This is a genomic window from Parapedobacter sp. (assembly GCF_035556095.1).
GTDB lineage: Bacteria > Bacteroidota > Bacteroidia > Sphingobacteriales > Sphingobacteriaceae > Parapedobacter.
Genome location: NZ_DATMFT010000010.1, coordinates 91,579 through 100,662, shown reverse-complemented (window position 1 = coordinate 100,662; position 9,084 = coordinate 91,579). Strand labels below are relative to the sequence as shown.

Genomic DNA, 9,084 nt, shown 5'->3' with positions numbered 1-9,084 from the left:
TTTTAGATTTTTGTAAATAATTTTTGTATTAAACCAAGTTTGTATATCTTTGCAGTCCCTAAGAAAAGGGGTGTTTTTTGAAGTTTTGCCTCCTTAGCTCAGCTGGTAGAGCAACTGACTTGTAATCAGTAGGTCGCTGGTTCGATCCCGGCAGGGGGCTCAAAAAAACTGGGGGGATTCCAGAGCGGTCAAATGGGACGGACTGTAAATCCGTTGCTTCGGCTTCGAAGGTTCGAATCCTTCTCCCCCCACACAAGTGGAAGTAGCTCAATTGGTAGTCCGCCAGCTGGCGGATCCGAGCTACAGGTTACTGATTCGAGGCCCAAAATGCCGGGTAAGCTCGAAAGGAAATAAGGCACAAAGCGGAAGTAGCTCAATTGGTAGAGCGATAGCCTTCCAAGCTATAGGTTGCGGGTTCGAGACCCGTCTTCCGCTCATAAGGTGTTTAGGCGTTCAAGCTCCGTCAGCCCATCAAGTTGGTGAATTGACGGGGATTTGATTGTAGACACAAAAGCCGATGTAGCTCAGCGGTAGAGCACTTCCTTGGTAAGGAAGAGGTCATGGGTTCAAGTCCCATCATTGGCTCGTAAGGGCAACATAAGGTTAACATTATACATTAAAATTTTAAATTACTAATTCGCATAAACATGGCAAAAGAGAAATTTGACCGCAGTAAGCCGCACTTAAACATTGGTACGATCGGTCACGTTGACCACGGTAAGACAACGACCACAGCTGCTATCACGAAAGTGTTGGCTGATGCAGGTTTGTCAGAAGCCCGTTCTTTCGATTCCATCGACTCTGCTCCAGAAGAAAAAGAGCGCGGTATCACTATCAATACTTCACACGTAGAATACTCAACTGCTAGTCGTCACTATGCGCACGTTGACTGCCCGGGTCACGCCGACTATGTGAAAAACATGGTTACAGGTGCTGCCCAAATGGACGGTGCCATCATCGTGGTAGCTGCTACAGACGGTCCGATGCCCCAAACGCGTGAGCACATCCTGTTGGCTCGCCAGGTAGGCGTTCCTGCTTTGGTTGTGTTTATGAACAAAGTGGATTTGGTGGACGACCCCGAATTGCTGGATCTGGTGGAAATGGAAATCCGCGAATTGTTGTCATTCTACGAATATCCTGGCGACGATATCCCTGTCATCCGTGGTTCTGCCCTGGGCGGTTTGAACGGCGAAGCGCAATGGGTAGACAAGATCATGGAATTGATGGACGCGGTAGATGCGCACATCCCGATTCCTCCGCGGTTGACAGATCTTCCGTTCTTGATGCCGATCGAAGACGTATTCTCCATCACCGGACGTGGTACGGTAGCCACTGGCCGTATCGAGCGTGGTGTGATTAACTCGGGTGATCCGGTTGAGATCCTTGGAATGGGTGCCGAGAACCTGAAGTCTACCGTAACAGGAGTGGAAATGTTCCGTAAGATTTTGGATTATGGCGAAGCTGGTGATAACGTAGGTTTGTTGCTGCGTGGTATTGAAAAAACCGATATCCGCCGCGGTATGGTTATCTGTAAACCAGGTTCGGTAACTCCGCACACTGAATTCAAGGCCGAAGTTTATGTATTGTCGAAGGCAGAAGGTGGTCGTCATACGCCATTCTTCAACAAATACCGTCCGCAATTCTATTTCCGTACCACAGACGTAACGGGCGAAATTGCATTGCCTGATGGCGTAGAGATGGTTATGCCCGGTGATAACGTAACGATCACGGTGAAGCTGATCAACGCTATCGCAATGGAGAAAGGTCTCCGTTTCGCTATCCGCGAAGGCGGTCGGACGGTAGGTGCCGGACAAGTAACTGAAATCATTAAATAAATCCGTCCTTGGATTGGATTTATCCGACCGATTAGCTAATCAGTAATTGTGCTGGTTAGCTAATCGTGTCTAAAATACACGGGCATAGTTCAATGGTAGAATAGAGGTCTCCAAAACCTTTGATCTGGGTTCGAATCCTGGTGCCCGTGCTAATATCGACAGAGCATGGCGAACGTACTTGAATTTATTAAAGACTCCTATATCGAGATGACCCAAAAGGTTACTTGGCCCACTTGGGGGCAGCTGCAGAATTCGGCCGTGGTTGTATTGGTTGCATCCATCATAATAGCACTACTTATTTTCGGTATGGATAAGGCGTCGAGTAACGTGCTGGAATTGTTCTATAATATTGGGTCTTAATCGTTGGGAAAGAAGAAATGGCAGATCAAGCACTGAAATGGTATGTTGTACGGGCCGTAAGCGGTAAGGAAAAAAAGGTAAAGCAATATATTGAAGCTGAAGTGAACCGCTTGGGCGTCAGCCATCTTGTTCCCCAGGTGCTGATTCCGATGGAAAAGTATTATCAGATGCGCGATGGCAAGAAGGTGGCCAAAGAGCGTAATTTCTATCCGGGATATGTATTGCTGGAAATGGCATTGGACGGCGAATTGGAGCACGTTATTAAGAACATCAACAGTGTGGTAGGCTTTTTGGGCGATAAGGCAGGGAATCCGATTCCGTTGCGGCCGGCAGAGATCAACCGTATCCTAGGTAAGGTAGACGAGATGTCTGAACAGGGAGAGTTGATGAATGTGCCGTTTTATGTGGGCGAGTTGGTGAAAGTTAACGATGGTCCATTCAACGGATTTACGGGTGAGATCGAAGAAGTGAACGAGGAAAAGAAGAAGTTGAAGGTCATGGTAAAAGTATTCGGCCGCAAAACACCACTTGAATTGAATTATATACAAGTAGAGAAAGAATGAGATCATGCCGAGAAGAGGTGTGGGCTTATTTTTTCCGTTGTGCTTGATATTAATAAAAAAGTTGTACCTTTGCACTCCATTTTGGGGTGTGAGCGTAATTAGGCGATAAGCACTTCAAAATCTAAATGTTACGTTAAATGCTTCCAACTTACTAACAAACATTTATTTAATTAAATTTAAGATCGAGAAATGGCAAAAGAAGTCAGTGCGTTAGTAAAATTACAAGTGAAGGGTGGCGCTGCGAATCCATCTCCTCCAGTTGGACCTGCTTTGGGTGCAAAAGGGGTGAACATCATGGAGTTTTGTAAGCAGTTCAATGCCCGTACGCAAGACAAGCCAGGCAAGGTATTGCCCGTCGTGATTACCGTATATAGCGACAAATCATTCGATTTTATCATCAAAACCCCTCCCGTTGCTGTCCAGTTGGTGGAAGTATCCGGCGTGAAAAAGGGGTCGGGCGAACCTAACCGCAAGAAGATAGGTGCGGTCACTTGGGAACAAGTGGAGGCCATTGCCAAAGATAAAATGACTGATTTGAATGCATTCACGGTAGAATCGGCCATGCGTATGGTTGCTGGAACGGCACGTAGTATGGGGATTACCGTAAGCGGTAGCGCGCCCTGGAATAATTAATTAACGAAATCAGTTTAAGAAAGTGGCAAGATTAACAAAAAATCAGAAAGCGGCACTATCCAAGATTGAAGTTGGTAAAGCGTATTCTTTGGAAGAGGCTGCTGCCTTGGTAAAAGATATAACCAATGTTAAGTTTGATGCGTCGGTGGATATCGATGTGCGCCTCGGCGTAGATCCCCGTAAGGCAAATCAAATGGTACGTGGTATCGCCACTCTGCCACATGGTACGGGCAAAACGGTCCGTGTGTTGGTTCTTTGTACACCCGATAAGGAAGAAGAGGCCAAGGCGGCAGGAGCAGACCATGTTGGATTGGACGATTACATCAGCAAAATCGAAGGCGGATGGACCGATATCGATATCATTATTACCATGCCGAGTGTGATGGCAAAGGTGGGTAGGTTGGGCCGTATCCTCGGTCCGCGGAACCTCATGCCTAACCCCAAAACAGGTACGGTAACTACCGATATCGGTAAAGCGGTAGCCGACGTGAAAGCAGGTAAGATTGATTTCAAGGTGGACAAGACAGGGATTATCCATACGTCTGTTGGTAAAGCATCTTTTCCTGCAGAAAAGATTTACGAGAATGCCCTTGAAGTGTTGCAGACAATTTCCAAGTTGAAACCGTCTGCCGCCAAAGGCACGTATTTCAAGAGTATTTACCTTTCTTCCACCATGAGTCCAGGTGTTCAAATTGAAACGAAATCAGTAGCGGGAATTTAATCATGAAAAGAGAAGAAAAGCAAGAAATTGTTAAAGCTTTAGCTGAGCAGATTAAATCGTATGGTAATTTTTACATCACCGATACTGCTGACCTGACTGTAGCGAAGATCAATGGCATACGTCGTAAATGCTTTGACCAAGGTATTGCTATGCAAGTGGTGAAGAATACCTTGATTCAAAAAGCACTTGTAGAGGCCGGAGTTGATTCGGAAGAGCTGTTGGCTGTTTTGAAAGGCTCATCGACGATGCTGTTTTCCGAAACGGGTAACGCACCGGCTAAGTTGATTAAGGAACTTCGTAAACAAGGCGACAAGCCGGTTTTGAAAGGTGCCTATATCGATGCGGCTGTATTTATCGGAGATAGCCAAGTAGATGCACTGAGCCAGCTCAAATCGAAGAATGAGCTTATCGGAGACATCATCGGCTTGTTGCAATCGCCTGCTAAGAATGTGGTCTCTGCACTCCAATCTGGAGGTGGAACATTGGCCGGTTTGGTTAAAACTTTACAAGAACGGGGCTAATTGGGTGCCCCGAATCACAATACCCGAAGGATTGTTAATAGTTTTTTAAAAAGTAAATTCAAAAATTAAAAATAAAATGGCAGATTTAAAAGCGTTTGCTGAGCAGTTGGTAAACTTGACAGTAAAGGAAGTTAACGAGTTAGCTCAAATCTTGAAAGACGAGTACGGCATTGAGCCTGCTGCAGCTGCAGTGGCTGTTGCTGGTCCGGCTGCTGGCGGTGATGCGCCTGCCGCAGCGGAAGAAAAATCAGCTTTCGATGTGATTTTGAAAGAAGCTGGCGGTCAGAAATTAGCTGTGGTTAAATTGGTTAAAGACTTGACCGGTCTTGGCCTGAAAGAAGCAAAGGATTTGGTTGACGGTGCGCCGAAAGAAATCAAAACCGGTGTTGCTAAGGACGAAGCCGAAGCTCTGAAGAAACAACTTGAAGAAGCAGGAGCTGTTGTTGAGATCAACTAATTCAGTTCATACAACACACCTGAATGGGGTAGACTCTGACGTGAATTTCGTCAGAGTCTATTCCTGTTTATGACTTTTCCTCACATTACCAATACCATGTCCCGGCTGTATGGGCGCCTTAACATAGCAAAAGCAGCATCAAAAGTGCAGTTTAAATAGTTAAACTAAAATCTTATTCCCTTGGCAAACAAAAATATTCGAAACGAAAGAGTGAATTTTGCAAGCAGCAGAAAGGTAATCGATTACCCGGATTTTCTGGACGTGCAATTGGAATCTTTCAGGGAGTTTTTTCAACTCGAGACAACTTCCGACAACCGCCACCAAGAAGGGCTGTTTAAGGTGTTTTCCGAGAACTTCCCCATTTCTGATTCAAGGAACATCTTTGTACTTGAGTTTTTGGACTATTTCATTGATCCACCACGTTATGGTATCCAGGAATGTATCGAACGTGGGTTGACCTACAGCGTGCCGCTTAAGGCGAAGCTTCGTCTTTCGTGTAACGACGAGGAGCATGAGGACTTCGAAACCATCGTACAGGACGTTTATTTGGGTACCATTCCCTACATGACCCCAAAGGGTACATTCGTCATCAACGGTGCAGAGCGGGTTATTGTATCGCAACTGCACCGGTCGCCCGGTGTGTTTTTCGGCCAGAGCCGCCATACCAATGGCACGAAGTTGTACTCTGCCCGGGTAATCCCGTTCAAAGGGTCATGGATTGAATTCGCTACAGACGTGAATAACGTGATGTATGCGTATATAGACCGTAAAAAGAAATTCCCGGTGACGACCCTTTTACGTGCCATCGGTTACGATTCGGACAAGGACATTTTGGAACTGTTTGAGTTGGCCGATGAGGTGAAGGTGAGCAAGTCGGGACTTAAAAAATATGTAGGCCGTAGGTTGGCCGCCAGGGTATTGAAGAAATGGATTGAGGACTTTGTAGATGAAGATACCGGCGAAGTGGTTTCCATCGACCGGAACGAAGTGGTTTTGGAACGGGAAACGGTATTGGAAGATGACCACATCGAATTGATTATCGATGCCGGTGTGAAGTCTATCATCCTTACCAAGGAAGATACCGCTAACAACGCTGACTACTCGATCATTTACAATACCCTACAGAAGGATACATCCAACTCAGAGAAAGAAGCCGTGGAGCACATCTACAGGCAATTGCGTAATGCCGAACCACCCGATGAGGAAACGGCGCGTGGCATTATCGAGCGCTTGTTCTTCTCTGATAAACGCTATGACCTTGGCGATGTGGGCCGGTACCGGATTAACCGCAAGTTGCAGTTGGATACCCCGGATGAGACCAAGGTGCTTACGCGTGAGGATATCATAGCCATTGTGAAGTACCTGATCAACTTGATCAACTCGAAAGCGGAAGTCGATGATATCGACCACCTGTCTAACCGCCGGGTTCGTACCGTTGGGGAGCAATTGTACTCCCAGTTTGGCGTAGGGCTTTCCCGGATGGCCCGTACCATCCGTGAACGGATGAACATCCGTGACAACGAGGTGTTTACGCCTACGGATTTGATTAATGCGCGTACGTTGTCGTCCGTCATCAATTCGTTCTTCGGTACCAATCAGCTATCGCAGTTCATGGACCAGACAAACCCGTTGGCCGAGATTACGCACAAGCGTAGGTTATCGGCTCTGGGGCCAGGGGGGCTTTCCCGTGAGCGTGCTGGGTTTGAGGTGCGCGACGTGCATTACACACACTACGGTAGATTATGTACCATCGAAACGCCGGAAGGACCGAATATCGGGTTGATTTCGTCGCTCTGCGTGCATGCGAAAATCAATAATCTCGGTTTCATTGAAACGCCTTACCGACGCGTTGATGAAGGACGGGTTGTGGTTGAAGAACCGGTAATTTACCTTTCTGCAGAAGATGAGGATGGTAAAACCATTGCGCAGGCGAATGCCGAATACGACGACAAGGGGAATTTCATTACCCCCAAGGTGAAGGCACGGTACGAGGGTGACTTCCCGGTTATCGAGCCGGAAAAGCTGGACCTGATGGATATTGCACCCAACCAAATCACGTCAATCGCAGCCTCGCTGATTCCTTTCCTGGAACATGACGATGCGAACCGTGCCCTGATGGGCTCCAACATGCAGCGCCAAGCGGTGCCGTTGTTGCGTCCCGAGGCTCCGGTGGTTGGTACCGGTTTGGAAGGCCGCGTAGCACGCGACTCCCGCACGCTGATCAACGCGGAAGCGAAAGGTGTGGTGGAATATGTAGATGCCAATGAAATTAAGATCAGGTATGAACGTACGGATGATGACCGGCTGGTTTCGTTTGACGATGACGTAAAAACCTATCGCCTGATCAAGTTCAAAAAGACGAATCAGAGTACCTGCATTAACCTGAAACCGATTGTTAAGAAAGGTCAGCAGGTAGAGAAAGGGCAGGTGCTGTGCGAAGGTTATGCTACGCAGGATGGTGAACTCGCATTGGGTCGTAACCTGAAAGTGGCGTTCATGCCATGGCAAGGGTTTAACTTTGAGGATGCTATCGTGATTTCGGAACGTGTAGTAAGCCAGGATATTTTCACATCATTGCATATCGAGGAGTTCGAACTGGAAGTGCGTGATACGAAACGTGGCGAGGAAGAACTTACTGCCGATATCCCGAACGTTTCTGAAGAAGCGACCAAGGATTTGGATGAAAACGGTATCATCCGTGTGGGTGCTGAAGTGCGCGACGGCGATATCCTCATCGGTAAGATTACGCCCAAAGGCGAATCCGATCCGTCGCCTGAGGAAAAACTGCTCCGCGCCATCTTTGGTGATAAGGCCGGCGACGTGAAAGACGCTTCGTTGAAAACTCCGCCGTCTATCAATGGCGTAGTCATTGACACCAAGTTGTTCTCGAGGGCGAAGAAAGTGGCTAAAGAAGAAGAGAAAAAGGCACTCGACCAACTGGACGCCCAACATACGAAGGCATTGAAGGCGTTGAAGGATAAATTGATTGAGAAGCTGTTTACCATTGTGAATGGGAAGACATCTCAGGGCGTTTACAACGTTTATAAGGAACTGTTGGTGCCTAAGGGGTCGAAGTTTACGCAGCGTATCCTAACGGAATTGGAGTATACCAATATCAACCCCACGGGATGGACTACTGACGAGGACAAAAATGAGTTAATCAAACAAACACTTCATTTTTATAACATCAAGTTGAATGAGGAGTTGGGAGCCTATAAACGCGATAAATTTGCGATCAGTGTAGGTGACGAACTACCGTCAGGAATCGTGCAGATGGCCAAAGTATTCATTGCTAAGAAGCGTAAGCTTAAAGTAGGGGATAAGATGGCTGGCCGTCACGGAAACAAGGGTATTGTTGCACGGATTGTACGTGACGAGGACATGCCGTTCCTCGAAGACGGTACACCTGTCGATATCGTCCTGAACCCGTTGGGGGTACCTTCACGGATGAACCTCGGCCAGATTTACGAAACCGTATTGGGTTGGGCCGGGAAGAAGCTGGGTGTCAAATTCGCAACGCCGATTTTTGATGGTGCTTCTACCGAAGAGGTGGAAGAATGGGTGAAAAAGGCTGAGCTTCCGGAATCGGGAAGGACTTACCTCTATAACGGGCTAACTGGTGAGCGTTTTGACCAACCGACAACGGTAGGTATCATCTATATGCTCAAATTGGGGCACATGGTTGACGATAAGATGCACGCTCGCTCCATCGGTCCATACTCGCTCATCACCCAACAGCCGTTGGGCGGTAAAGCCCAGTTTGGTGGACAACGTTTTGGTGAGATGGAAGTGTGGGCACTGGAAGCATTCGGTGCGTCAAACATCCTCCAGGAAATCCTGACGGTTAAATCCGACGACGTAGTAGGTAGGGCCAAGACGTATGAAGCCATCGTGAAAGGCAACAACCTCCCAACGCCGTCGGTGCCCGAATCGTTCAACGTACTCGTGCACGAATTGAGAGGTTTAGGTTTGGATATCACGCTGGATTAATCAA

8 protein-coding genes and 5 tRNA genes are annotated in these 9,084 nt (G+C 47.4%); all 13 read left to right on the top strand.

Annotated features, from left to right (window positions below; translation table 11 throughout):
- Positions 1-87: 87 nt before the first annotated feature.
- The 13 genes from VNQ80_RS04815 (at position 88) to rpoB (ending at position 9,080) form a co-directional block, all read left to right on the top strand.
- Positions 88-160: transfer RNA gene (locus VNQ80_RS04815), tRNA-Thr, on the top strand.
- Positions 161-170: 10 nt separating this feature from the next.
- Positions 171-251, top strand: a tRNA-Tyr gene (locus tag VNQ80_RS04810).
- A 111-nt stretch (positions 252-362) separates the two neighbouring features.
- A tRNA-Gly gene (locus VNQ80_RS04805) sits at positions 363-435 on the top strand.
- A gap of 78 nt (positions 436-513) precedes the next feature.
- Positions 514-585 (top strand) — tRNA-Thr (locus VNQ80_RS04800).
- Between the two features lie 62 nt (positions 586-647).
- Complete coding sequence (tuf, locus tag VNQ80_RS04795; protein WP_325636316.1) at positions 648-1,835, top strand: elongation factor Tu; 1,188 nt, start codon at positions 648-650, stop codon at positions 1,833-1,835.
- A 78-nt stretch (positions 1,836-1,913) separates the two neighbouring features.
- Positions 1,914-1,984, top strand: a tRNA-Trp gene (locus tag VNQ80_RS04790).
- Positions 1,985-2,000: 16 nt separating this feature from the next.
- Positions 2,001-2,195 carry a preprotein translocase subunit SecE gene (gene secE / locus VNQ80_RS04785; protein WP_325636315.1) on the top strand — a complete coding sequence of 65 codons (195 nt, stop codon included), beginning with the start codon at positions 2,001-2,003 and terminating at the stop codon, positions 2,193-2,195.
- A gap of 17 nt (positions 2,196-2,212) precedes the next feature.
- Entirely contained in the window at positions 2,213-2,758 is a 546-nt protein-coding gene (gene nusG / locus VNQ80_RS04780; protein ID WP_325636314.1) for a transcription termination/antitermination protein NusG, read from the top strand.
- 189 nt (positions 2,759-2,947) lie between these two features.
- Entirely contained in the window at positions 2,948-3,391 is a 444-nt protein-coding gene (gene rplK / locus VNQ80_RS04775; protein WP_325636313.1) for a 50S ribosomal protein L11, read from the top strand.
- 22 nt (positions 3,392-3,413) lie between these two features.
- Positions 3,414-4,112 carry a 50S ribosomal protein L1 gene (rplA, locus tag VNQ80_RS04770; protein WP_325636312.1) on the top strand — a complete coding sequence of 233 codons (699 nt, stop codon included), beginning with the start codon at positions 3,414-3,416 and terminating at the stop codon, positions 4,110-4,112.
- 2 nt (positions 4,113-4,114) lie between these two features.
- Positions 4,115-4,633 (top strand): 50S ribosomal protein L10, encoded by a 519-nt coding sequence (gene rplJ, locus VNQ80_RS04765; protein WP_325636311.1) that lies wholly within the window; start codon positions 4,115-4,117, stop codon positions 4,631-4,633.
- Between the two features lie 76 nt (positions 4,634-4,709).
- The gene (gene rplL, locus VNQ80_RS04760; RefSeq protein WP_325636310.1) at positions 4,710-5,090 is read left to right on the top strand and encodes a 50S ribosomal protein L7/L12; all 381 of its coding nucleotides are present in this window, start codon (positions 4,710-4,712) and stop codon (positions 5,088-5,090) included.
- Positions 5,091-5,270: 180 nt separating this feature from the next.
- Positions 5,271-9,080: a DNA-directed RNA polymerase subunit beta gene (rpoB, locus tag VNQ80_RS04755; protein WP_325636309.1), complete on the top strand. Its 3,810-nt coding sequence runs from the start codon at positions 5,271-5,273 to the stop codon at positions 9,078-9,080.
- Positions 9,081-9,084: the final 4 nt, after the last annotated feature.

Coding starts and splice junctions, on each gene's coding strand:
- tuf (WP_325636316.1), top strand. CDS start 648: ATGGCAAAAGAGAAATTTGACCGCAGTAAGCCGCACTTAAACATTGGT.
- secE (WP_325636315.1), top strand. CDS start 2,001: ATGGCGAACGTACTTGAATTTATTAAAGACTCCTATATCGAGATGACC.
- nusG (WP_325636314.1), top strand. CDS start 2,213: ATGGCAGATCAAGCACTGAAATGGTATGTTGTACGGGCCGTAAGCGGT.
- rplK (WP_325636313.1), top strand. CDS start 2,948: ATGGCAAAAGAAGTCAGTGCGTTAGTAAAATTACAAGTGAAGGGTGGC.
- rplJ (WP_325636311.1), top strand. CDS start 4,115: ATGAAAAGAGAAGAAAAGCAAGAAATTGTTAAAGCTTTAGCTGAGCAG.
- rplL (WP_325636310.1), top strand. CDS start 4,710: ATGGCAGATTTAAAAGCGTTTGCTGAGCAGTTGGTAAACTTGACAGTA.